Annotated in this window: 19 protein-coding genes and 2 pseudogenes; 18 read left to right on the top strand and 3 right to left on the bottom strand. The window is 72.7% G+C overall.

From position 1 onward, the window contains the following. Positions 1-109 precede the first annotated feature (109 nt). The 15 genes from ACZ67Q_RS35075 to ACZ67Q_RS35005 all read left to right on the top strand — a co-directional run bounded on the left by ACZ67Q_RS35075 (position 110) and on the right by ACZ67Q_RS35005 (position 17881). Complete coding sequence (locus ACZ67Q_RS35075; protein ID WP_471190466.1) at positions 110-2131, top strand: beta-galactosidase; 2022 nt, start codon at positions 110-112, stop codon at positions 2129-2131. A gap of 124 nt (positions 2132-2255) precedes the next feature. Then, positions 2256-3815, top strand: coding sequence for a glycoside hydrolase family 53 protein (locus ACZ67Q_RS35070; RefSeq protein ID WP_471190464.1), 1560 nt, complete (start codon positions 2256-2258; stop codon positions 3813-3815). A gap of 510 nt (positions 3816-4325) precedes the next feature. Beyond that, a complete protein-coding gene (locus tag ACZ67Q_RS35065; protein ID WP_471190462.1) occupies positions 4326-4607 on the top strand; it encodes an ArsR/SmtB family transcription factor in 282 nt (93 codons plus the stop codon). Positions 4608-4617: 10 nt separating this feature from the next. Then, on the top strand, positions 4618-5592 hold the full coding sequence (locus ACZ67Q_RS35060) for an SMP-30/gluconolactonase/LRE family protein (protein WP_471190460.1): 975 nt from the start codon (positions 4618-4620) through the stop codon (positions 5590-5592). A gap of 70 nt (positions 5593-5662) precedes the next feature. Then, positions 5663-6124, top strand: coding sequence for a fluoride efflux transporter CrcB (crcB, locus tag ACZ67Q_RS35055; RefSeq protein WP_471190458.1), 462 nt, complete (start codon positions 5663-5665; stop codon positions 6122-6124). After that, complete coding sequence (locus ACZ67Q_RS35050) at positions 6121-6501, top strand: DUF190 domain-containing protein (protein ID WP_469810970.1); 381 nt, start codon at positions 6121-6123, stop codon at positions 6499-6501. Before crcB (ACZ67Q_RS35055) ends, ACZ67Q_RS35050 begins: the two co-directional genes overlap by 4 nt. After that, a complete protein-coding gene (crcB, locus tag ACZ67Q_RS35045; RefSeq protein WP_471190456.1) occupies positions 6498-6872 on the top strand; it encodes a fluoride efflux transporter CrcB in 375 nt (124 codons plus the stop codon). Before ACZ67Q_RS35050 ends, crcB (ACZ67Q_RS35045) begins: the two co-directional genes overlap by 4 nt. Before the next feature lie 74 nt (positions 6873-6946). Then, the gene (locus ACZ67Q_RS35040) at positions 6947-7783 is read left to right on the top strand and encodes an undecaprenyl-diphosphate phosphatase (RefSeq protein ID WP_471190454.1); all 837 of its coding nucleotides are present in this window, start codon (positions 6947-6949) and stop codon (positions 7781-7783) included. 163 nt (positions 7784-7946) lie between these two features. Next, positions 7947-8624: a FadR/GntR family transcriptional regulator gene (locus tag ACZ67Q_RS35035; protein WP_361639318.1), complete on the top strand. Its 678-nt coding sequence runs from the start codon at positions 7947-7949 to the stop codon at positions 8622-8624. Then, positions 8621-10054 carry an amino acid permease gene (locus tag ACZ67Q_RS35030; RefSeq protein ID WP_471190452.1) on the top strand — a complete coding sequence of 478 codons (1434 nt, stop codon included), beginning with the start codon at positions 8621-8623 and terminating at the stop codon, positions 10052-10054. The genes ACZ67Q_RS35035 and ACZ67Q_RS35030 overlap by 4 nt, the downstream gene beginning before the upstream one ends. Before the next feature lie 44 nt (positions 10055-10098). Further along, on the top strand, positions 10099-11109 hold the full coding sequence (locus ACZ67Q_RS35025; RefSeq protein WP_471190657.1) for an asparaginase: 1011 nt from the start codon (positions 10099-10101) through the stop codon (positions 11107-11109). Between the two features lie 780 nt (positions 11110-11889). Then, positions 11890-13302 carry an aspartate ammonia-lyase gene (gene aspA / locus ACZ67Q_RS35020; RefSeq protein ID WP_471190450.1) on the top strand — a complete coding sequence of 471 codons (1413 nt, stop codon included), beginning with the start codon at positions 11890-11892 and terminating at the stop codon, positions 13300-13302. A gap of 104 nt (positions 13303-13406) precedes the next feature. Beyond that, on the top strand, positions 13407-14339 hold the full coding sequence (locus tag ACZ67Q_RS35015; RefSeq protein WP_471190448.1) for a glutaminase: 933 nt from the start codon (positions 13407-13409) through the stop codon (positions 14337-14339). A gap of 132 nt (positions 14340-14471) precedes the next feature. Beyond that, positions 14472-16424 carry a polyprenol phosphomannose-dependent alpha 1,6 mannosyltransferase MptB gene (gene mptB / locus ACZ67Q_RS35010; protein ID WP_471190655.1) on the top strand — a complete coding sequence of 651 codons (1953 nt, stop codon included), beginning with the start codon at positions 14472-14474 and terminating at the stop codon, positions 16422-16424. Next, entirely contained in the window at positions 16421-17881 is a 1461-nt protein-coding gene (locus tag ACZ67Q_RS35005; RefSeq protein WP_471190446.1) for a glycosyltransferase 87 family protein, read from the top strand. Before mptB ends, ACZ67Q_RS35005 begins: the two co-directional genes overlap by 4 nt. 80 nt (positions 17882-17961) lie before the next feature. On the opposite strand, the pseudogene ACZ67Q_RS35000 reads toward ACZ67Q_RS35005, so the two are convergent. The 3 genes and pseudogenes from ACZ67Q_RS35000 to ACZ67Q_RS34990 form a co-directional block, all read right to left on the bottom strand. Further along, positions 17962-18762, bottom strand: a pseudogene (locus ACZ67Q_RS35000) (D-alanyl-D-alanine carboxypeptidase family protein); the annotation flags it as partial. A 141-nt stretch (positions 18763-18903) separates the two neighbouring features. After that, positions 18904-20049 (bottom strand): transcription termination factor Rho, encoded by a 1146-nt coding sequence (gene rho / locus ACZ67Q_RS34995; RefSeq protein WP_471190444.1) that lies wholly within the window; start codon positions 20047-20049, stop codon positions 18904-18906. Positions 20050-20457: 408 nt separating this feature from the next. After that, entirely contained in the window at positions 20458-20856 is a 399-nt protein-coding gene (locus ACZ67Q_RS34990) for a nuclear transport factor 2 family protein (RefSeq protein WP_471190442.1), read from the bottom strand. 71 nt (positions 20857-20927) lie between these two features. Here ACZ67Q_RS34990 and ACZ67Q_RS34985 point away from each other — a divergent pair, with 71 nt between their 5' ends. The 3 genes and pseudogenes from ACZ67Q_RS34985 to ACZ67Q_RS34975 form a co-directional block, all read left to right on the top strand. Further along, on the top strand, positions 20928-21491 hold the full coding sequence (locus tag ACZ67Q_RS34985; RefSeq protein WP_471190440.1) for a PadR family transcriptional regulator: 564 nt from the start codon (positions 20928-20930) through the stop codon (positions 21489-21491). Between the two features lie 4 nt (positions 21492-21495). Further along, complete coding sequence (locus ACZ67Q_RS34980; RefSeq protein WP_471190438.1) at positions 21496-22221, top strand: class I SAM-dependent methyltransferase; 726 nt, start codon at positions 21496-21498, stop codon at positions 22219-22221. Positions 22222-22362: 141 nt separating this feature from the next. After that, positions 22363-22613, top strand: a pseudogene (locus ACZ67Q_RS34975) (RICIN domain-containing protein); the annotation flags it as partial.

Below are 22613 nucleotides of genomic sequence, written 5' to 3'. Positions count from 1 at the left end.
GAAACGTCCCGGACACTTGTCAATGGTTGTGACTGTGCGGTTATGTTGAGCTCGCACCGCCACTGTTGTGTGTGCACGTTCCCAAATGATCGGACCACGGGAGACATCCATGCCGGACACCACCCCCAGCGGCCTCACCCGGCTCGCCTTCGGCGGGGACTACAACCCCGAGCAGTGGCCGGAATCCGTCTGGCAGGAGGACGTCCGGCTGATGCGGGAGGCCGGCGTGACCCTGGTGAGCGTCGGCATCTTCTCCTGGGCCCTGCTGGAACCCGCCCCGGGGAAGTACGACTTCGGCTGGCTCGACCGGGTCGTCGACCTGCTGCACGACAACGGCGTCCGCGTCGACCTCGGCACGCCCACCGTGGTCCCACCCGCCTGGTTCTACCGCGCCCACCCCGAGGCCCTGCCGGTCACCGCCGACGGGGTGCGGCTGGAGTTCGGCTCCCGCGGCGCGATCTGCCACAGCAACGCCGATTACCGCACGGCCGCCGCGAACATCACCACCCGGCTCGCCGAACGCTACGGCGACCACCCGGCGCTCGCGATGTGGCACGTGCACAACGAGTACGGCGTCCCCGTCTCCGCCTGCTACTGCGACTCCTGCGCCGCCCACTTCCGCCGCTGGCTCACCGCCACCTACGGCACCGTCGACGCCGTCAACGACGCCTGGGGAACCGCCTTCTGGGGGCAGCGCTACGCCGACCTCGACCAGATCAACCCGCCGCGCCTGACCGCGACCGTCGCCAACCCCGCCCAGGCCCTGGACTACCGGCGCTTCGCCGACGCCACCATGCGCGAGAACTTCCGCGCCGAGCGGGACATCCTGCACCGCCTCTCACCCGGCGTCCCGGTCACCACCAACTTCATGACCGCGCTCAGCCAGTGCGACTCCGTCGACTACTGGGCCTGGGGCCGCGAGGTCGACCTGGTCACCAACGACCACTACCTGATCACCGACGGCCGCCGCACCCACGTCAACCTCGCCATGGCCGCCGACCTGACCCGCTCCGTGGCCGGCGGCGCCCCGTGGCTGCTGCTGGAGCACTCCACCTCCGGCGTCAACTGGCAGCCCCGCAACCCCGCCAAGGCGCCCGGGCAGATGGCCCGCAACTCCCTCGGCCACGTGGCGCGCGGCTCCGACGGCGCGATGTTCTTCCAGTGGCGGCAGTCCCGGCGCGGCGCCGAGAAGTTCCACTCCGCCATGGTCCCGCACGGCGGCACGGACACGCGCGTGTGGCGCGAGGTCGTCGAACTCGGTGAATCCCTCGAGGCGTTGAGCGAGATCCGCGGCACCCGCACGCGGGCCGACGTGGCGATGCTCTGGGACTGGCAGTCCTGGTGGGCGCAGTCCCTCGACTGGCGTCCCAGCGAGGACCACGACGCACGCGAGCGCGCCGACGCCTTCTACGAGGCGCTCTACGACCGCCACCTCACCGTCGACTTCGCCCAGCCGGAAGCCGACTTGTCGAGCTATCCCCTTGTCGTCGTGCCCGCCCTGTACCTGATGACCGAGGCCGCCGGGCGCAACCTGACGTCGTACGTCGAGCAGGGCGGCACCCTCGTCGTGTCGTACTTCTCCGGCATCGTCGACGCGCACGATGCCGTCCACCCGGGCGCCTACCCCGGCGCGCTGCGCGACGCCCTCGGCCTGACCGTCGAGGAGTTCTCGCCACTGCTGCGGGGCGAGCGGGTGCGGATCACCGGGCCCGACGGCTCGGAGCTGAGCGGCGATGTGTGGACGGAGTTCGTCGTGCCGCGCGGCGCCGAGACGGTGTGGACCTACGACGACGGCCTGACCGCCGGCCGGCCCGCGATCACCCGCCACCGCCTCGGCGCCGGCACCGCCTGGTACGTCTCCACCCGCCTGGGCGCCGAGGGGCTGGACGCGCTGCTCGGCCGGGCCGCCGGCGACGCGGGCGTCGCCGCCCGCGTCGACCTGCCGCGGGACGTCGAGGTCGTCCACCGCACCGGTGAGCGGGGCGGCTACCTGTTCGCGATCAACCACACCACCGCCGACGTCAAGGTGCCGCTGGACGCGCCCGGCACCGAGCTGCTGACCGGCGAGCGCGCGGCGGGCCGCCTGGCCGTGCCCGCGGGAGCCGTGCGGGTCGTACGACTCGACGGCTGAACCGACCCCCCTCCGCCCGCGCGAGCCGTGAAGCCACGGGCGGAGGGGTTTCCTCCACCGGGGATCTCCACCCCTCCTTGGTGCAGAGGCCCCCACCCTCACGTCGAAGGGACGACGGACGAAGATGTTCCATCCCGGACGCACCATCAGGGCCGTGCTGCTGCCGCTCGCGGCGGGCCTGGCCCTCACCGCCCTGCCCGCCCAGAGCGCGCACGCGGCCCCGGCCCTCACCAACGGCGGCTTCGAGGCCGACGGCACCGGCACCGCCACCCCGAGCGGCTGGGCGGAGTACGGCGACGCCGGCGCGAGCTATGCCGAGGCCGGCGGCAGCAGTGGCAGCTACCGGCTCAGCCACTGGTCGTCCACCGCCTACAAGGTGGAGACGTACCAGTACCTGTCGGGTCTGACCGACGGGGCCTACACACTCACCGCCTGGGTCCGCTCCAGCGGCGGGCAGAAGGCCGCCTATCTGGCCCTGAAGAACTGCGGCGGCACCGAGCAGCGCACCGATCTGCCGGTCTCCTCCAGCGGCTGGATCAGGATCGTCACGCCGGTCAAGGTCACCGGCAACCAGTGCACGATCAGCATCAACAGCGACGCGAACGCCGGCAACTGGATCAACGTTGACGATCTGACGTTCACGCCGGGCACCACCGGCCTGTCCGTCAAGGGGGCCGACATCTCCTCCCTCGCCAAGAGCGAGGCGTTCGGCGGCGTGTACCGGACCGCTTCCGGCACCCCCGGCGACGCGGTCACCATCCTGAAGAACGCCGGGATGAACTACGCACGCCTGAAAGTCTGGGTGAACCCCGCCGACGGGTACAACAACAAGACCCGCGTGCTCGCCATGGCCAAGCGCGTCAAGGCTGCGGGCATGAAGCTGCTGGTCGACTTCCACTACTCGGACACCTGGGCCGACCCCGGCGCCCAGACCAAGCCGGCCGCCTGGACGGGCCATTCCTACAGTCAACTCAAGACGGACGTGTACCAGCACACGTACGACGTCTTGAACGCCTTGAAGGCTCAGGGCACCACCGCCGACATGGTCCAGGTGGGCAATGAGATCAATGGCGGCATGCTGTGGAGCGAGGGTTCCACCGACGACTGGACCCGGCTCGCCGGACTGCTCAACAGTGGATACAGCGCGGTCAAGGCGGTCAACCCGTCCACCCTGGTCGCCCTGCACCTGGCCAAGGGCGGCGACCTGTCCGGCACCCGCTGGTGGTTCGACAGCGCCGTCGCGAACGGCGTGCAGTTCGACGTGATCGGCCTGTCGTACTACGGCTACTGGCACGGTCCGCTGTCCGACTTCCAGACCACCCTCGACGACGCCGCCTCCCGCTACGGCAAGCCGGTCTGCGTCGCCGAGACGGCCTACCCCTTCCGGCTCGACAGCGACGACGCGCTCACCAACCAGATCGACACCCCCGGCGAGCTGGTGAGCGGCTACCCGGCGAGCGTGGCCGGGCAGACCGCCTGGATGAACACCGTCGCGAACATCGTGGAAGCCGTACCCCACGGCCGTGGTCTCGGCGTCTTCTCCTGGGAGGCGACCTGGACCGCGGTGGCCGGAAACGGCTGGGACCCCGCCGACGCCTCCTCCGGCAACGGCTGGGAGAACCAGGCGCTCTTCGGCTACGACGACAAGGCGCTGGCATCCATGTCCTGGTTCCGCCACCGCTGACCCCCACGCAGGACGGGGCGCACTGCTCGCCCGCAACTGACCGGGCCGAGGCGCGCGCCACGGCGTCGCGGCACCCGCCGCCCGAGACGATGTCGGCGCACCCGCGTACGGCGGTGAGGGGCCGGGGTGGGGGTGTCCGCCCGCAGCAGCCGGCGCCAACACAGGGCGCGTCGTCGGAAAGGGGCGGCCGGACCGAGGGCGGACACCCCCACCCCGGCCCCGCCCCACAGCGCACCGCAGGCGCGACCGCAACCGACCACGCACCGCAACGGGCCGCCGCAGGCAAAAAAGGGGCGCGGGGAACGGCGCGACCAGCCCCCACGCACCCGCAGACGAACAACCGGCCCCCGGCACGGACTCGCACCCGCACCGACCCCACCCTCCCTCCCAAGCCGTCGGCCGACACATCCCGGACAACGCGTGCAGACTGCGGTGCGCGAGCGCTCCCACCGGGGAACAGTGGGAAGACGCGCTACGAAGGCCCGGCTCAGGCACCCGAGGGGGGACACGATGGTGAGGGCTCCCGTCAGCGAGAGGCGTCTGCACCTCCTGCAGTGGCTCGAGCACGCCCCCGACCCCTTCCCGCAGGACGGCGACCCCTCGCACGGCGGCGTCACGGCGGACGCGATCGCGCTCGGTCTCGGGGTGCCGTTGACCCTCGTGCAGTGCGATCTCGCCCTGCTGACCCGCGTCGGCCTGGTGCGCGCCCGCCAGGTCGGCCCGCACACCTACTACCGGCGGGACGAGGTACGGATCGCCGAGGTGGCCCGCATGTTCGAGAAGGGCTGGTGACCCGGCCGGCATGGACCGACCCACGCCCCTGCGTCCGATCCGCCACGTCCGCCTGCCCGGCCACGGCCCCGAGGACGTGATCGCCGACCCGCGCGGCAGGATCCTCACCGGCGTGGCCGACGGCCGCATCCTGCGCGTCGACGGCCTCGACGGCCTCGCCGACCCCCAGGCGCCGCCCCGCGTCGAGACTCTCGCCGACACCGGCGGCCGGCCGCTGGGCCTGGAGCTGCTCCCTGACGGCGACCTCCTCGTCTGCGACGCGGAACGCGGACTGCTGCGCGCCGACCTCACCACCGGCGCCGTACGGGTCCTGGCCGACGAGGTGGCGGGGGAGCGGCTGCGCTTCGCCAGCAACGTGGTCGCCGGACCCGACGGCAGCGTCTACGTCACCGTCTCCAGCCGCCGTCACCCCCTGCGTCACTGGCTCGCCGACATCGTCGAGGACACCCGCACCGGCCGCCTGCTCCGCCTCGCCCCCGGGAGCACCGCCTTCGAGGTGCTGCTGGAGGGCCTGCGCTTCGCCAACGGTGTGGCCCTGAGCGCCGACGGCGCCTTCCTGGTGCTGGCCGAGACCGGCGCATGCCGCCTGACCCGCTACTGGCTCACCGGACCGCGGGCCGGCCACAGCGAACCCTTCGCCGAGCACCTGCCCGGTATGCCCGACAACCTGTGGCGATCCGGCCCCGACGGCCCGATCTGGGTCGCCCTGGCCGGCCCGCGCGTCCCCGCGCTCGACGGCCTGCACCGTGCCGCCCCCAGCGCACGCCGCGCCGCCGCGCGGGCAGCGGTGCACGCACCTTTCCGTCCCACCGGCACCGCCGCCGTCCTGGCCGTCGACGACGACGGCCGTACCGTCCATCACCTCGCCCGCCGCCACTCCCGCTTCCGCATGGTCACCAGCGTCTGCGTGACGGCCGGACACCTGGTCCTCGGCAGCCTGTGGGAGCCGGGCGTCGCGGTCTGCGCCCGGCCCACCGGCGGGTGAGCCGCCCTCCGCCCCGGCGCTAGGCTGGTGTCGGCCGTGATCACCGCACGGCGAGCAGGAGACGGACGACATGACAGCCCCTGAAGCCGAGAGCCTTCGCATCCCCACTGCCCCGCGGCACCGCACCGCCTGGCGCGGTCAGCTGCCCGTCGTCGCGGTGGTCGCGCTCGGCGGCGCCTGCGGCGCGGCCGCCCGCTACGCAGCCGGGCTCGCCTGGCCCGCGGCCGGCGGCGGATTCCCGTGGACCACCTTGTGGATCAACGTCACGGGCTGCGCGGTGATGGGTGTGTTCATGGTGCTGATCAACGAGGTCCTGGCCGCGCACAAACTGGTGCGGCCCTTCTTCGGCACCGGCGTGCTGGGCGGCTTCACCACCTTCTCCACCTACGCCGTCGACGTCCAGCAGCTCATCGACCACGGCCACCCGCGGACCGCGCTGGTCTACCTCGCCGTGACCCCGCTCGCGGCGCTCACCGTGGTGTGGCTGGCCGCCACGGCGACCCGCCGCGTCCTGACCCGGAGGCAGCGATGACCCGGCTGACCGGACGAGCCCTGCGCCTGACCGTCTTCGTCGGCGAGATGGACACCTGGCACCACAAGCCCCTGTACGCCGAGATCGTGCACCGCGCCCACGCGGCCGGTCTCGCCGGGGCCAGCGTCTTCAAGGGCATCGAGGGCTTCGGCGCCTCCTCCCTGATCCACACCTCGCGCCTGCTGTCGCTGAGCGAGGACCTGCCGGTGGCGATCGTGATCGTGGACACCGAGGACCGCGTCCGCGCCTTCCTGCCGCAGCTGGACGAACTGGTCACCGAAGGGCTGGTCACCCTCGACGACTGCGAGGTCATCCGGTACGTGGGACGCGGCGCCGAATCCGGCGAACCGGGCAGGAAGGGTAAGAAGTCGTTGTGAACTGGCTGCTCGTCGTTGCCGGGGGCATGGCCGGCGCGCCCCTGCGCTATCTCACCGACCGCGCGGTCCAGTCCCGGCACGACTCGGTCTTCCCCTGGGGTACCTTCGCCGTCAACGTCGTCGGCTGTGTGGTCCTCGGGGTGCTGACGGGGGCTGCGGCCGCGGGCGCCGTGGGTTCCCACACCCGGCTGCTGCTGGGTACGGGCCTGTGCGGGGCGCTGACGACGTACTCGACCTTCTCGTACGAGACGCTGCGGCTGGCGGAGACCGGTGCCCGGCTGTACGCGGTGCTCAACGTCGTCGGGAGCGTGGCCGCCGGGCTGGGCGCGGCGTTCGCCGGCGTGGCCCTGGCGCAGGTCGTCTGGCCGTAGGCGCAGGCTCTCGCCCGCGTGTAGTAAGACTGTCCCGCCCCCCTGTCCCCCTGCCCCTCCAAGAACGGGAATCCATGAGCGTCATCAGCGTCGGCCAGGCCGTCGTCCTCGGAGCCGTCGAGGGAGTGACCGAGTTCCTCCCCGTCTCCTCCACCGGACATCTCAAGATCACCGAGGGGCTGATGGGCATCCCCGTCGACGACGACGCCGTCGTCGGTTTCTCGGCCGTCATCCAGGTCGGCGCCATTGCCGCCGTGCTCGTGTACTTCTTCAAGGACATCGTGCGGATCGTCTCCGCCTGGGGCCGCGGCCTGGTCAACAAGGAGGAGCGCTACCACCACGACTACAAGTTCGCCTGGTGGGTGATCGCCGCGACCGTCCCCATCGTGATCGTGGGTCTGGCCGCCAAGCCGCTCATCGAGGGCCCGCTCGCCTCGCTGTGGGTGGTGGCCGGATCCCTGATCATCGGCAGCGGTGTGATGTGGGCGGCCGACCAGATGGGCCGGCACAAGCGCGGTGAGGACGACACCTCGTTCAAGGACGCGATGCTGGTCGGCTGCTCGCAGATCCTCGCGCTGCTCTTCCCCGGCTTCTCCCGCTCCGGCGCCACCATGTCCACCGCGCTCATCCTCGACCTGGACCGGGTCGCTGCCACCCGCCTGTCCTTCTTCCTCGGAATCCCGGCCCTGACCGGCGCCGGCCTGTACGAGCTGAAGGACGCGCTCGGCACCGGCGTGGGTGCGGCCCCGCTGGCCGTCGGCACCCTCGTCTCCTTCGTCGTGGCCTACGCCTCCATCGCGTGGCTGCTGAAGTTCGTGGCCAAGCACTCCTTCAACGCCTTCGTGATCTACCGCATCGTCATCGGTGTGGCGCTGCTCGGGCTGCTCTCCACGGGCGTGCTCGACGCCTGACCTTGTGACTGCCAGGGGGTGGAAAGCCGATTTACAGGCTTGCCGCCCCCTGAATTTTTCTTTCCACCCACCTTGACACCGCCCCTCGGCCACCCGGAGTATCTGTCCCGTGAACCTGTCAGACAGCCGGACAGCCAGTCAGCCCCCTCGGCGTATCAGCGCCATGGAGGCCGTACTCGGCCATCTGCGCGGCGCCATCGAGCGCGGCGAGTACGCCATAGGCGACAAGCTCCCCAGCGAAGCGGAGCTGTGCCGCACCCTCGAGGTCTCCCGGCCCGTCCTGCGAGAGGCGCTGCGCGCCCTGCAGACGATGGGCCTGACGGTCTCCCGGACCGGCAAGGGCACCTTCGTCGTCGCGAACGCCGTCGAGGACCCCACCTTCGGCGACTACGCGGCCAGCGACCTGCTCGAGGTGCGCCGTCACATCGAGATCCCCGTCGCCGGGTACGCCGCCGTGCGCCGCACCCCGGAGAACCTGGACCACCTGGCGCACCTGCTGGACCGCATGGAGCGGGAGACGGACACCACCGCGTGGGTCGCGATGGACACCCTCTTCCACCTCGCCGTGGCCGAGGCCGCCCAGAACCCGGTCTTCCGCCGGGTCATCGAGGAGATCCGCGACGCGCTGGCGCGTCAGTCGGCCTTCCTCAACGAGCTGGGCGGCCGGCGTGAGCAGTCCAACCGAGAGCACCGGGCCATCGTCGAGGCGCTGGTCGACGGTTCCGAGCACGACGCGGTGGAGGCCATGGCCCACCACCTCGACCGCGTCGAGACCACCCTCACCGACATCGTGCGCCCCGCGCGCGCGGCCCAACCCACGGAAGGCGGACCCGAGGCGTGAGCGAACAGCACCTCAAAGACGAGACGCGCCCCTCGAACCGTCACATCGACGCCGGAGACGCGGGCTACAGCAAGTCCCTGAAGTCCCGGCACGTCAACATGATCGCCATCGGCGGTGCCATCGGCACCGGCCTGTTCCTCGGCGCCGGAGGCCGCCTGGCCGACGCCGGCCCCTCCCTCTTCATCGCCTACGCGGTCTGCGGAGTCTTCGCTTTCCTGGTCGTGCGCGCCCTCGGCGAACTCGTCCTGTACCGCCCGTCCTCCGGCGCGTTCGTCTCGTACGCCCGCGAGTTCCTGGGGGAGAAGGGCGCGTACACCGCGGGCTGGATGTACTTCCTCAACTGGGCGACGACCGGCATCGCCGACATCACCGCGGTCGCCACGTACACCCACTACTGGGGCATGTTCTCCGACGTCCCGCAATGGTTGATCGCATTGATCGCCCTCGCGATCGTCCTCACGGTCAACCTGATCTCCGTCAAGATCTTCGGTGAGCTGGAGTTCTGGTTCGCGATCATCAAGGTGGCGGCGCTGGTCACGTTCATGTGCATCGGCATCTTCCTCCTGGTGACCCGGCACCCGGTGGACGGCACCACCCCCGGCCCGTCCCTGATCACCGACAACGGCGGCGTCTTCCCCAACGGCCTGCTGCCCATGCTGCTGATCATCCAGGGCGTCGTCTTCGCCTACGCCTCCGTCGAGCTGGTCGGAGTCACCGCCGGCGAGACCGAGAACCCCGAGAAGATCATGCCGAAGGCGATCAACTCGATCATGTGGCGCGTGGGCCTGTTCTACGTGGGCTCGGTGATCCTCCTCTCCATGCTCCTGCCCTGGAACAAGTACACGTCTGGGGAGAGCCCCTTCGTCACGGTCCTGTCGAACATCGGCGTCCCCGCGGCGGGCGGCGTGATGAACCTCGTCGTCCTCACGGCGGCCATGTCGTCCCTCAACTCGGGCCTGTACTCGACGGGCCGCATCCTGCGGTCCATGGCCGTCAGCGGCTCGGCCCCCAAGTTCACCGCGCGGATGAGCCGCACCCAGGTCCCCTACGGCGGCATCCTGCTCACCAGCGGCATCTGCGTCCTCGGCGTCGGCCTGAACTTCGTCGTCCCGAAGGACGCCTTCGAGATCGTCCTGAACTTCGCGGCGATCGGCATCCTCGCGACCTGGGGCATGATCATGGTCTGCCACCTGCGCTTCTGGCAGAAGACCCAGAGCAACGAACTGACCCGTCCCGGCTACCGCCTGCCGGGCTCCCCCTGGACCGAACTCGTGACGCTGGCGTTCCTCGCGTCCGTACTGGTCCTCATGTACGCCGACGGCGGCGCCGGACGCACCACCGTGCAGTGCCTGCCGCTGATCGTCGGCGCCCTGGTCGCGGGCTGGTACGCCGTCCGCGGCCGCGTCGACCGCACCAGGGCCGGCGCGTGAACAGCGCACCCGGCCTCATCCACCCACCACTGAACCAGGCAGCGATGTACAGCAGTTCCCTCGCGGACGCACCCCGGATCCGTGAACCCCTCCACGTACCCGTGGCCCACCTCATACGCGGCGGCGTCATAGAAGGCATCCACTACGGCTCCGTGGCCGTACTGGGCCCCGACGGCACCCCTGCATTCCAGCTCGGCGACATCGAGGCGGCCTTCTACCCCCGCTCGGCGGTCAAGCCGCTCCAGGCGGTCGCCATGGTCCGGGCGGGCCTGCCGCTCGACGGCGACCTGCTCTCCCTGGCCGCCGCCAGCCACTCCGGTGAAGAGGTCCACCTCGAGGGCACCCGCCGCATCCTGGACCTGGCCGGCCTCACCGAGGACGACCTGCGCAACGTCCCCGACCTGCCCTTCGACCCCGCCGTACGGGACGCCTGGATCCGCGCGGACCGCGGCCCGTCCCGACTGGCCCAGAACTGCTCCGGCAAGCACGCGGCCATGCTGTACACCTGCAAGCTCAACGGCTGGTCCCTGGAGGACTACCTCGACCCCGGCCACCCCCTCCAGAAGGCGATCGCCGAGATCGTCGAGGACCTCACCGGCCAGCGGATCGCGCAGGTCACGGTGGACGGCTGTGGCGCCCCTCTGTTCTCCATCTCCCTGCACGGCCTGGCCCGGGCGGCCGCCCGCATCACCGCGGCGCCCCCCGGCACTCCGGAGGCCCGCGTGGCCGACGCGATGCGCGTCCACGCCGAGATGGCCTCCGGCTCGGGCCGCGACGTGGCCGCGCTGATGCGGGCGGTCCCAGGGCTGCTCGCGAAGGACGGCTTCGAAGGCGTCCAGGTCGCGGCCCTGCCCGACGGCCGCGCGATCGCCGTCAAGATCGCCGACGGCGCGAACCGGGCGCGGATCCCGGTAGCGGCGGCGGCGCTGGTCCGCGCGGGGGTGGACCCGTCGCTCCTCACCGCCTTCGCGGGCGAACCCCTCCTGGGCGGCGGGGCCCCAGTGGGCGAGATCCGCCCGGTCCGAGCGCTGGACCCCGTCACGACGGTGGGCTGAGCACCCGGCGTTTCCCGGTGTCGGCGTCATTCCTGGCCGCTCCCCGGCGCTGCCCGGGGAGCGCACCCACCCGTACCGCCCCAGCGGCACGCAGCCAGGCCGGCACTGGCGCACCGGTGCGGCGGCAGCCCCCCTGCTGCGCGCGCCAGGCCGGCGGCCGGGTAACTCCGTGGCCCTGGCCTCCGCACGCGCGGCCGACGCGCAGTCACGGCGGAGGGGACGACGGCCGGCACCCGCGTACGGCGGGAAGGGGCCGGGGTGGGGGGTGTCCGCCCGCAGCGTCCGGCACCGGCACAGGGCGCCGTACCAGGAAACGGCCGGCCGGACCGAGGACGGACACCCCCCCCCCCCACCCCCCCCCCCCAACCCCCCCCCGCGCGGCACCCCCCCCCCCCCCCCCCCCCCCCGCCCCCCGCGGGCAGAAACGGGGGGCGGGCCCCCCGCGCCCCGCCCCCACCCCCCCCCCCCGGGCGGCCCCCCCCCCCCCCCCCCCCCCCCCCGCCCCAACCCCGCCCCACAACGCACCGCAGGCGCGACACCAGCCCACCACGCACCGCAACGGGCCGCCGCAGGCAAAAAAGGGGCGCGGGGAACGGCGCGACCAGCCACGACGCGCCCGCAGCCGACAACGCACCGGCGACCAGCCTCCACGCACCCGCAGCCGGTAACGCACCGGCGACCAGCCACGACGGACCCGCAGCCGACAACGCACCGGCGACCAGCCATGGCCAACCCCGCACCCAACTGACGCCCCACCACCCCCCAACGGAGGAAACCAACATGACGACCCACCCCACCCGCACCGAACACGACCTCCTCGGCGACCGGGACATCCCCGCGGACGCCTACTGGGGCGTCCACACCCTGCGCGCCACCGAGAACTTCCCCATCACCGGCACCCCCATCTCCACCTACCCCCACCTCGTCGACGCCCTCGCCGCCGTCAAGGAGGCAGCCGCCCGCGCGAATGAGGAGCTCGGCCTGCTGGACCCCGAGAAGGCCGCCGCGATCATCGCCGCCTGCCAGGACATCCGCGCCGGCAAGCTGCACGACCAGTTCGTCGTCGACGTCATCCAGGGCGGCGCCGGCACCTCGACCAACATGAACGCCAACGAGGTCGTCGCCAACCGCGCGCTCGAACTCCTCGGCCACGCCAAGGGCGAGTACACCCACCTGCACCCCAACGAGGACGTCAACCTCGGCCAGTCGACCAACGACGTCTACCCCACCGCCGTGAAGATCGCGACGGTCTTCGCGGTGCGCGGACTGCTCAAGGCGATGTCGGTCCTTCAGGACTCCTTCGCCCGCAAGGCCGTGGAGTTCCGTGACGTGCTCAAGATGGGCCGTACGCAGCTGCAGGACGCGGTCCCGATGACGCTCGGTCAGGAGTTCTCGGCGTACGCGGTCATGATCGAGGAGGACCGCAGCCGTCTCGCCGAGGCCGTCGAGCTGATCCACGAGATCAACCTCGGCGCCACGGCCATCGGCACCGGCCTCAACGCCCCCGCCGGCTACGCCGAGGCCGCCCGCCGCCACCTCGCCGACATCACCGGCCTGCCGCTGGTCACCGCCGCCAACCTCGTCGAGGCCACCCAGGACTGCGGCGCCTTCGTCCAGATGTCCGGCGTCCTGAAGCGCATCGCCGTCAAGCTCTCCAAGAGCTGCAACGACCTCCGCCTGCTCTCCTCCGGCCCGCGCGCCGGCCTGGGCGAGATCAACCTGCCCCCGGTACAGGCGGGTTCGTCGATCATGCCCGGCAAGGTGAACCCGGTGATCCCCGAGGTCGTCAACCAGGTCGCCTTCGAGGTGATCGGCAACGACGTCGCCATCACCATGGCCGCGGAGGCCGGCCAGCTCCAGCTGAACGCGTTCGAGCCGATCATCCTCCACTCCCTCTCGGAGTCGATCACGCACCTGCAGCGCGCCTGCGTCACCCTCGCCGCCCGCTGCGTCGACGGGATCACGGCCAACACGGAACGCCTGCGCGCGACCGTGGAGAACTCCATCGGCCTGGTCACCGCCCTCAACCCGCACATCGGCTACACGGCGGCCACGGACATCGCCAAGGAGGCCCTCGCGACCGGCCGGGGCGTCGCCGAGCTGGTGCTGGAGAAGGGCCTGCTTCCCGCGGACCGCCTGGCCGCGCTGCTCCGCCCGGAGGTGGTCGCGGGCAACGCGACCCCGGTGGCCTGACGCACCGTAAGCACCCCCCACCACCACCGCCACCCCCCACCACCGCCACGACCCGAACCACCGCCAAGCCCCCTGAAGCGCAGCGCGACCACCCCGGAGGGAGAATGCCGATCATGACGTCGTCGAAGACCTTCGCGCCGGTATTGGAGCGCATCGCCGAGGAGATCGAGCACACCCCCGGCCGCGGCCGCCCCGCCGACTACATCCCGGCGCTGGCGGCCCGCGACCCGCGCCGCTTCGGCATGGCCGTGGCCGAGCCGGACGGCACGGTGTACGGCGTGGGGGACTGGCGTGAGCCGTTCTCCACGCAGTCCATCACCAAGGTCTTCACCCTCGCCCTGGACCTCGCCCGCGAGGGCGACGAACTGTGGGAACACGTGGGCCGAGAGCCGTCCGGCAACCCGTTCAACTCCCTGGTGCAGCTGGAGTACGAGAGCGGCATCCCGCGCAACCCGTTCATCAACGCCGGGGCCCTCGTCGTCACCGACCGCCTGCACACCCGTACCGGCGACGCGGCGGCGGAACTCCTGGCCTTCCTGCGCACCGAGAGCGGCAACCACGACCTCGCCTTCGACGAGGAGGTCGCCGCCTCGGAGTCCGCGCACGGCGACCGCAACGCCGCTCTCGCGCATTTCATGGCGTCGTACGGCAACATCGACAACCCGGTGCCCGAACTGCTCGACCAGTACTTCCGCCAGTGCTCGATCAGCGCCTCGTGCGCCGACCTGGCCCTGGCGACCGGCTTCCTCGCCCGCCACGGCATCCGTGCCGACGGCTCCCGGCTGCTCACCCGCAGCCAGGCCAAGCAGGTCAACGCGATCATGCTGACCTGCGGCACGTACGACGCGGCGGGCGACTTCGCCTACCGCGTCGGCCTGCCGGGCAAGAGCGGCGTCGGTGGCGGCATCATCGCGGTCGTCCCCGGCCGCTGCACGCTGTGCGTCTGGAGCCCCGGCCTGGACGAACGGGGCAACTCCGTCGCGGGCGTGGCGGCGTTGGACCGCTTCACCACGCTCACGGGCCTGTCGGTGTTCTGACCACACACCCTCCGGCCTCGGCCCCTGCAAGCGCCCCTGAGGAACACCTTCGTAAAGCAGTTGAGGCCGAAGCGACCGGTCGATCAAGATCGACGGCATGTTCTGGCGGAAGAGTCGCCGACCCATTGACGGCTGACGAGCCCCGGCACCCAGACCCGCACCCGGCACCCGCCCCGGTCGCCGGGCCCGGGCAGGCACCACCCGGCACCGCGCACAGGCAGCGCGCCGGCCGGCCCCGGTCGCCCGGCCCGGGCAGGCGCCATCCGGCACCCGCCCCGGTCGCCTGGCACGGTAGGGCGCCAGTCGGCACCGGCACCGGTCGCCCGATTCGGGCAAGGCGCCACCCGGCACCCGCCCCGGTCGCCCGGCCCGGGCAGGGCGCATGCCGACACCGGCATCGGTCGCCCGGCCCGGGTAAGGCATCCCCCCGGCACCCGCACCTCGGCAAGCCGCCACCCGGCACCCGCCCCGGTCGCCCGGCACCGCCAGGGCACCCCCCGGCCCTGGCACCCCCACCAGTCGCCCCGGCACCCCACCGCAACGCGGAAGACCCGCCCCCGCCTCGACCCCGCCCCCGCCCCGCCGCCACCCCCGCCCCGCTCACACGCCGTCCACACGCAGGCCGCCGGCCCGAGGCCGGAGCGTCGCCTTGCGGCCACCCGGTCTCGGCAGGCTGGCCCGGTGCTGGCCATGGCTTTTCCCGTCGATCTGCGTCGCTGCCAGGTGCTCGGCCTGGCCGGCACCGCCTTCCTCGCCCTGGGCGGGGAGACGGCAGGCGCCCTGCCGATGCCGGACCTGCCGGCGCCGACCTCGGCACGGGCGGCGCTCGGGCTGGTCGGCGTGTACTTCGGTGTCGTCCTGCTGATCGCCGCCTGGGCCCTGCTGGGCCGGCTGGTGCGTGGGCCGCGCCCGCCGTCCCCGCGCGCCCTGCTCCTGGTACTGGCCGTCTGGGCGGCCCCGCTGCTCCTCGCACCGCCGCTGTTCAGCCGTGACGTCTACAGCTACCTCGCCCAAGGCGCCATGGTCGACGCCCATCTCGACGTCTACACCCACGGCCCCGCCCTGCTCGGCGGCCCGCTCGCCGACGAGGTGGCCCCGCTGTGGCGGCACACCGGCGCGCCGTACGGGCCGGTGTTCCTAGCGGCGGCCTCCGGGCTGTCGGGGCTGACCCGGGGTCAACTGCCCGCCGGCTTGCTCGGCATGCGGCTGCTGGCGCTGCTCGGCGTCGCCCTGATGGCGGCCGCGCTGCCCCGCCTGGCCCGCGCCGGCGGCGCGGATCCGGCCGCCGCGCTGTGGCTGGGCGCGCTGAACCCGCTGGTCCTGCTGCACCTGGTGGCAGGCGCCCACAACGACGCCCTCATGCTCGGCCTGCTGGGCCTGGGCCTGGTCGCGGCACTGGACCGCCGCCCGCTGACCGGCGCCGTACTGATCACGCTCGCCGCTCTCGTCAAGGCACCGGCCCTGCTGGGTCTGGCTGCGGTCGTGGTCCTCCAGGTCCGTGCGGGCCGCCGCCTGCTGCCGGCCACTGCGTCGACGCTGGCCGCGGCCGCAGCCGCGACCGTCGCGGCGACCGCCGTCGCGGGCACCGGCTACGGCTGGATCGGCGCGCTCGCCACGCCGGTCTCCGCACAGAACTGGGCGCCGACCAGCCTGCTCGGCCGCGCGACCGGCGCGCTGCTCGACCGGCTCGGCAGCGATCTGGCCCCGCTCGCGGTGCCGGCCTGGCACACGCTCGGGCTCGCGGTGACCGCGGTCGCCCTCGCCGCCATATGGTGGCGATGGCGGCCACGCCCGGTGTACGCCCTCGGCCTGAGTCTGGCCGTGGTGGCCGCGTTCGGACCGGCGATCCGTCCCTGGTACGCCCTGTGGGCCCTGTTCGTCATCGCGGCGGCGGCGCCCAGCGCCTCGGTCCGGCACCGGACGGCGGCCGTCGCGGCGGTGCTCGCGCTGGCCGTCCTGCCCGGCGGCGGCCCGGCCGACGCCGGGCAGCTCGTCCTGGCCGTCTCCGGCGGGGCACTGGCCCTGGTCGTGCTGTTCCAGGTCCACCAGGTGGCCCAGCTCCCGGCGCTGGAGCGCACCGCATGAGCCGGCCGAGCCAGGACCGCCGCCCCCGCCCGCCGTTCCCCACCCCTGCCACCGACCGCGGCCGGCTGCTGCTTCTCCTCGCCGTCGCCGTCGTGGTGACGGTGTTCACCGCGACCGTGCCGTTGCTGCGCGACTGGTTCGACCTGCGGGTCTACTACGGCGCCGTGCACACCTGGGTTCACCATGACGGGCAGGTCTACGACTACCGGGTGCCGGGCACGGCGTACGGCTTCACCTACCCGCCGTTCGCGGCGGTCGCCATGCTGCCCATGGCCCTGCTCGGCCGCCCCGCCGCCCTCGCCGGGGCGCTGCTGCTGGACGCCGTGGCGCTGGCGGTCGTGCTACGGGTGCTGGCGGGGCGGGCGTGGCGGCGGCCCGGCTGGTTCGGCTGGGGCCTGATCCTGTGCGGTCTCGCCCTGTTCGAGCCGTTGCGCGACACCGTGAGTTTCGGCCAGGTGAACCTCCTCCTGCTGGCCCTGGTCCTCGCCGACGTCTGGTTGCTGACCTCCGCCCCCGACCGGGGGCAGGACGCCGGCGGAGCCGGGAGCCGAGGGAGCCGGGCCGCCGTGCTCGCCGGTACCGGGATCGGGCTCGCGGCGGCGATCAAACTCACGCCCGCGCTCTTCATCGGCCTGCTCCTGCTCGGCCGCCGGCGGCGCGCCGCGGCCGTCGCGACAGCGGTCGCCCTCGCGGCGACGGCCCTGGCGGCGCTCGTCGCGCCCGGCCCGTCCCGCTTCTACTGGACCGAGGCGATGTGGGACACCACGCGCGTGGGCCGTCTCGACTACGTCTCCAACCAGTCGGTGCAGGGCGTCCTCGCCCGTCTCGGGGAGCCGCAGCGCGCGGTGTGGGCGCTCGCCGTCGTGGCCGTGCTCGGCGTGTGGGCGTGGCGCGCGCGCCGGGCGGCGGCCGCCGGGGACTGGCCGGCCGCCTTCGCGCTGACCGGCCTCGCCGCGTGCCTGGTCAGCCCGATCACCTGGGTGCACCACCTGGTGTGGCTGCTGCCGTCCTTCGCGGTCCTGCTGCGCGCCGGGCACGCGCGCGTGGCGGGCGCCCTGTACGCGGTGCTGTGCACCAGCGTGGTCTGGCTGTGGGCCCACGACGCGTCCGGCGTGGCAGCCTTCGCCGGTTCCAACGCCTACACCTGGATCACACTCGGTCTGCTGCTGTGGCTGCCGTACGGTCACCCGCGCGCGGCGGCCCGCTTCTTGGCGCGCAGCGACAGCGCGACCGTGGCGGCGCCCGCGGCGGCGGCGGAGGCGATCGCCGCCGCGTCCGCCCAGCCGAAGCCGCCCTGCGAACCGGGAGCCGGAGCGGAGACGGCGGCGGCGACGGGTGAGGCGTGCGGCCCGTGCGGCGGCGGTGTGCCGTGCGCGGCGGCGTCCAGCGAACCGACCGGATCGACCCGCCCGACCGCGCCGAACCCCCAGTCCAGCAGCGCGCGCGCCTCTTCGTAGACGGCGAACCCGCCACCCGTCTGGGGGTTCATCACCGTCACGACGAGCGTGCGGGTGCCCCGCCGGGCGGCGGCGACCAGCGTGTTGCCGGCCTGGCTGGTGTAGCCGTTCTTGACGCCGATCAGCCCCGGGTAGGCCGCCACCCCGTCGGCGCCGGTGAGCAGCCGGTTGGTGTTGCGGATGCCGTAGGACCATCCGCCGCCGCCCGGGAAGCTGGCCTCGGCCGTGCCGCAGTACTGTGCGAAGTCGGGGTTGCGCAGCCCTTCCCGGCCGAACACCGCGAGGTCGTACGCCGAGGAGACCTGCCCGGGCGTGTCGTAGCCGTCGGGGGAGACGACGTGCGTGTCGCGGGCGCCGAGGGCGCGGGCCTTGGCCTGCATCTGTGTGGCGGTGGCCGACCAGCCGCCGTTGAGCGCGGCCAGCACGTGCACGGCGTCGTTGCCGGAGTTGAGGAAGACGCCGCGCCACAGGTCGGCGACGGTGTACGTGTGGCCCTCCGCGACCCCCACCATGCTGCTGCCCGGCCCGATCCCGGCGAGTTCCTCCTCGCTGACCCGGTGTTCCAGGTTCGCCGGCAGGGCGGGCAGCACCGTCAGCGCGAAGAGCGTCTTCAGGGTGGAGGCCGGCGGCAGCTTGCGGTGCGCGTCGTGCGCGGCGAGCACCTCGCCGGTGCCGGCATCGGCCACCAGCCAGGACAGCGCGGAGACGTCCGGCAGACGCGGGGCGCCGCCGCGCAGCCGTACCTGGGTGCCGTACGCCTGGAGGAGGGACGGCTGTGCCGCCCGCGGGCCGCCGGGCGTGGGCTGCGCTCCGCCCGCGGCGGCCGCCGCGGCGGGGGAGAGGGCGAGGACGCCCGCCACCGTGAGCGCACAGGTCGACATGGCAACCCGGGAAGGAAATCCGATGGTCATACGATCAACCTAGGAATTCTCGGGAGATTCCCCCCTGCTGCCCGGGCCGAACGGGTCACGCGTACACCCGTATGCCGGATGCCTCGCCGCATACGAGCCCTCCGCGCACGGTCAGGCCGACGGCAGCGTGGGCTGGATCCGGCGCAGGAACGCCGCGTTGCCGGGGGTCTCGCCCAGCCGCTGGAGCAGCGTCTGCAGCCCCGCGGGGCCGCTCTGCGCCGCGAGGGCCCGACGCAGCCCGCGCACGGCCGTCAACTCGGCGGCGGGAAGCAGGAGTTCTTCGCGCCGGGTGCCCGAGGCGGGCAGGTCGACGGCGGGGAAGAGGCGGCGGGAGGCCGCTTCGCGGTCCAGCCGCAGCTCCATGTTGCCGGTGCCCTTCAGTTCCTCGAAGAACAGGTCGTCGGCGCGCGAGCCGGTCTCGACGAGGGCGGTGGCGAGGATGGTGAGCGAGCCACCCTCCTCGGCCAGCCGGGCGGCGCCGAAGAACCGCTTGGGCCCCTGGAGCGCCGCCGCGTCGACACCGCCGCTGAGGGTGCGGCCGCCGGCGGAGGCCGCGTGGTTGTGGGCCCGGCACAGCCGGGTGAGCGAGTCGAGCAGGAGCACGACGTCCTCGCCGGCCTCCACCCGCCGCCTGGCCCGCTCGATGACGAGTTCGGCGAGCTGGATGTGCTGGGCGGGCGAGCGGTCGAACGTCGAGGCGTACACCTCGCCCCGCACCGAGCGGCGCATGTCGGTGACTTCCTCGGGCCGCTCGTCGAGCAGCAGCACCATCAGGCGGCACTCGGGGTGGTTGCCGGCGACCGCGGCCGCGATCTGCTGGAGCAGCACGGTCTTGCCGGTCTTGGGCGGGGCGACGATCAGCCCGCGCTGGCCCTTGCCGACGGGGGCGAACAGGTCGACGACCCGTCCGGCGGCCCCGGCCGCCGGGTGTTCGAGCCGCAGCCGCTCCCGCGGGTGCAGCGGGGTCAGCTCGCCGAAGTGACGGCGGCCCCGCGCCTCTTGGGGTGTACGGCCGTTGACATGCCGTACCCCGGTCAGGCCCTGCCGTGGGTCGCGCACGCCCTCGACGAGGTCGCCCTTGCGCAGGCCGTACCGGCGGATCAGAGCGGGGGCGACGGGCGGGTCGGTGGGTGTGGGCAGGAAGTGGGCGGCGCGCAGGTGCCCCTTCCCGTTGCCGTCGATGTCGAGGACACCGCTGACGAGCAGGGCGGACGGGGGCTGTGCGGCAACCGGCGGGCGTTCGAGTGTGGTGGTCATGGGAGATCGGTCCTTTCGTGGAGGCCGATGTGAGACAGGCGGGGAGAAGGGGGGAGATGCCGCAGAACGAGGGGCGCGCAAGAGCGCGGCCCGGCGGCGGAAACGTCGCGCCTCGGCGGGGAAGAGCCGCCGGCATCAGGCGTACGACGGAGAAAGCGCGAAAACCTCAGAGCGTAGACACTCTCAGGAGCACGGAAGACTCAGGAGTACGGAAGGCTCAGGAGCACGGAAGACTCGGAAGTACCGAGAGCCTCGCAGAGAGGCGGATGTGCACCGACGCCCTCGACGGGGCGTACACACGTGCTGTTCGCACTGTAGCACCGGATGTCCGCGAAGCAATGGCAAAAGGGCGCCACCACGCTCAACGCGGTGACGCCCCGGGCTATTCCGGAAGGGCGTTCTGGCAGGTCAGACCGACCGGGCCGCGGCCTCGGCGGCGATTTCGTCGAACTTGGCGCCCATCGCCGCCGCCAGTGCCTGTGCGCCCGACAGGGGGCGCACCATGACGGTGAGTTCGTCGATCAGCCCGTTGTCGTCGAGGTGGATGAAGTCGCAGCCGGTCAGCTCGCGATCGCCCACGCGGGCGGCGAACACCAGCGCGTGGTCGCGTCCGTCGGCCCCGGCCAGCTCGCGGACGTAGCGGAAATCCTCGAAGACCGTCGAGACGCCGCGCAGGATCGCCGCGGTGATGGCCTTGCCGGGGTAGGGCTTGAAGACCACCGGGGACGTGAAGACGACGTCGTCGGAGAGCAGGGCCTCGACGGCGTCGAGGTCGCCCGCCTCGACCGCCTTGCGGAACGCGCGCATCGGGATCACCTCATACTCAATTATTTGAATAGGTGCGGATGACAATAGTCACCTGCTGTTAGCGTGTCCACATGTCGTTGAAGTTCGCGGTGCTGGCCGCCCTGCTGGAGGGCGAGGCCTCGGGGTACGAGCTGTCCAAGGTGTTCGACGTCTCGCTCGCCAACTTCTGGCCCGCCACACCGCAGCAGCTCTACCGAGAGCTGGACCGCCTCGCCGACGACGGGCTGATCGAGGCCCGTCTGGTCCAGCAGGAGCGCCGCCCGAACAAGCGGATGTTCTCGCTCACCGAGGAGGGCCGCGCCGAGCTGCGCGCCTTCGCCGTCGCGCCGCCGCGCCGACCCACCGCCATCCGCGACGAGCTGCTGATCAAGATCCAGGCCATGGACGGCACCGACCCGGCCGCGACCCGTGCGCTGATCGAGGAGCGCAGGTCCTGGGCGCGCGGCAAGCTGGACCGCTACCGGCGGGTCCGTGAGCGCCTGCTGGACGGCCGCGACGAGGAGGAGTACCTGCGCGAGGCCGACCGGATCGGCTCGTACCTGACGCTCATGGCGGGCATCTCCTTCGAGGAGGAGAACCTGCGCTGGTGCGATCGCGTACTCGCCGTCCTGGAACAACGCGTTCCTCTAGGCTGACCCGGTGTTCAGCCCCGAAGGCCCCACGCTGCGCGAACTCGCCGTCCAGGCGCTGTCCTCCGTCGAGCACGGCTACGACCTGCTGGCCCCCAAGTTCGACCACACACCGTTCCGCACCCCCGCCTCAGTCCTCGCCGCAGTCGCCGGGCAGCTCGCCCCGCTCGGCCCCTACGACGACGGTCTCGACCTGTGCTGCGGCACCGGAGCCGGACTCGATGTGCTCGCGCCGCTGTGCCGGCGCAGCGTCACCGGCGTCGACTTCAGCGCCGGGATGCTGGAGGTGGCGCGGCGGCGCACCCCGCCGGACGGGCCGCGGGTGTCCTGGGTGCGTGCCGACGCCCGCGCCCTGCCCTTCGCCGGGGCCTTCGACCTGGTGGTGAGCTTCGGCGCGTTCGGTCACTTCCTGCCCCGCGAACTGCCCGGCCTCTTCGCGCAGGTGCATGCCGCGCTGCGACCCGGCGGCCGCTTCGCCTTCCCGCTCATCGCCCCGCCGAGGCCCATCGAGCCCGCCTACTGGATGCTGCTCGGCTTCGACACGGTGATGCGGGTGCGCAACGCGCTGTGGCGCCCGCCGTTCGTGATGTACTACCGCTCCTTCCGGCTGGCGGACGTGCGGCGGGAGTTGGAGCGCGCCGGGTTCGAGGTCGAGCTGTACTCCCTGCCCGCGTTCGGGCGCCGCCGCGACGGCAGCCCCCGGGCGCGGATGGTCGTCGCCCGGCGCCCCGCGTAAGGGCCCGGCGCCCCGCCTGAAGTACCCCCTCCGCGCACGGCGCCTCACTGCGCACACGGTTGGCATCGCTAACAAGCTGTGCCATAGTTCGGCCCGCTACAGCCACTCAGCGCATGTTAGCGATCCCAAGGAGGAGGAGTCGTGCCCACTCCCCCCGCAAAACGAGCCGCAGCCGTCGTCGCCGCCGTCCTCGCCCTGTGCGGCGGCGGACTGGCGGCGAGCCCCCCGGCCGCCGCCGCGGACTACACGGTGACCGTCGGCGCGAAGGGCTCCTGGACCAACCCCGACGACACCCCTGCCGCGCCGTACCTCGACAAGGACGGCACCTTCTACTACCAGCAGTCCCACGCCCTGTACGGCGCGGGCGACAGCCGGCAGTGGACCTTCTTCAC

This window comes from Streptomyces sp. NPDC036813, assembly GCF_055609245.1.
The sequence above is the reverse complement of the archived record's forward strand: the minus strand, read 5'-3'. Positions and strand labels throughout refer to the sequence as shown.

Bases quoted from the DNA above. Each gene is read 5' to 3' on its own strand.
- ACZ67Q_RS35075 (WP_471190466.1), top strand. From the start codon at position 110: ATGCCGGACACCACCCCCAGCGGCCTCACCCGGCTCGCCTTCGGCGGG.
- ACZ67Q_RS35070 (WP_471190464.1), top strand. From the start codon at position 2,256: ATGTTCCATCCCGGACGCACCATCAGGGCCGTGCTGCTGCCGCTCGCG.
- ACZ67Q_RS35065 (WP_471190462.1), top strand. From the start codon at position 4,326: ATGGTGAGGGCTCCCGTCAGCGAGAGGCGTCTGCACCTCCTGCAGTGG.
- ACZ67Q_RS35060 (WP_471190460.1), top strand. From the start codon at position 4,618: ATGGACCGACCCACGCCCCTGCGTCCGATCCGCCACGTCCGCCTGCCC.
- crcB (WP_471190458.1), top strand. From the start codon at position 5,663: ATGACAGCCCCTGAAGCCGAGAGCCTTCGCATCCCCACTGCCCCGCGG.
- ACZ67Q_RS35050 (WP_469810970.1), top strand. From the start codon at position 6,121: ATGACCCGGCTGACCGGACGAGCCCTGCGCCTGACCGTCTTCGTCGGC.
- ACZ67Q_RS35040 (WP_471190454.1), top strand. From the start codon at position 6,947: ATGAGCGTCATCAGCGTCGGCCAGGCCGTCGTCCTCGGAGCCGTCGAG.
- ACZ67Q_RS35035 (WP_361639318.1), top strand. From the start codon at position 7,947: ATGGAGGCCGTACTCGGCCATCTGCGCGGCGCCATCGAGCGCGGCGAG.
- ACZ67Q_RS35025 (WP_471190657.1), top strand. From the start codon at position 10,099: ATGTACAGCAGTTCCCTCGCGGACGCACCCCGGATCCGTGAACCCCTC.
- aspA (WP_471190450.1), top strand. From the start codon at position 11,890: ATGACGACCCACCCCACCCGCACCGAACACGACCTCCTCGGCGACCGG.
- ACZ67Q_RS35015 (WP_471190448.1), top strand. From the start codon at position 13,407: ATGCCGATCATGACGTCGTCGAAGACCTTCGCGCCGGTATTGGAGCGC.
- ACZ67Q_RS35005 (WP_471190446.1), top strand. From the start codon at position 16,421: ATGAGCCGGCCGAGCCAGGACCGCCGCCCCCGCCCGCCGTTCCCCACC.
- rho (WP_471190444.1), bottom strand. From the start codon at position 20,049: ATGACCACCACACTCGAACGCCCGCCGGTTGCCGCACAGCCCCCGTCC.
- ACZ67Q_RS34990 (WP_471190442.1), bottom strand. From the start codon at position 20,856: ATGCGCGCGTTCCGCAAGGCGGTCGAGGCGGGCGACCTCGACGCCGTC.
- ACZ67Q_RS34985 (WP_471190440.1), top strand. From the start codon at position 20,928: ATGTCGTTGAAGTTCGCGGTGCTGGCCGCCCTGCTGGAGGGCGAGGCC.